General features: G+C 42.1%; 1 protein-coding gene. It reads right to left on the bottom strand.

From position 1 onward, the window contains the following. On the bottom strand, positions 1–667 hold a 667-nt coding region (locus tag P0108_RS07155; RefSeq protein WP_473730941.1), incomplete at both ends, for a DNA methyltransferase.

Here is a 667-nt window from a genome sequence, read left to right as displayed (position 1 = left end):
CGCGTCCTGGAATGCTTTTCTAAAATTCAACCCCTCCGTGTCAGCATGAAACACGTAGATAGACGCATCATCTGCCATCGCCTGCTCCATGTTCACGAACGAGTTGAAAAGAAACTGGTAAAACTTATCATCCTCCATATTATCGTTTTTAATTTTCCCAGCAGAACCCTCATAGTTCACGTTATAAGGCGGATCAGTAACCACCAGATTCACTTTAGTATCCTCAAGAAGCGTCTTAAATGTTTCTAACTTAGTAGCATCACCGCAAATAACACGATGCTTACCAAGCGTCCACATGTCACCCGTTTTAGAAAAACACGGTTCTTCCAATTCTTTTTCAACATCAAAATCATCATCACTCACGTCTTTATCAGCATCAAAAATACTGGAAAGCTCCGCCTCATCAAACCCGAGAAGATCAAGATTAAAATCAGCCCCTTCAAGCTCCGACAACTCAACAGCCAATAGCTCACTATCCCAGCCTGCGTTAAGTGAAAGCTTATTATCCGCAATAATATAAGCACGCTTTTGTGTTTCAGTTAAATGATTTTCTTTCACACACGGAACTTTTTTAAGACCCAGTTTTAATGCCGCGGCAAGCCTGCCATGCCCTGCGAGAATCGTATTATCCTCCGCCACTAGAATTGGGGATAGAAAACCAAACTCA

The organism is Gardnerella sp. c10Ua_244, from assembly GCF_055818055.1.
This window is presented reverse-complemented; position numbering and strand designations above follow the sequence as displayed.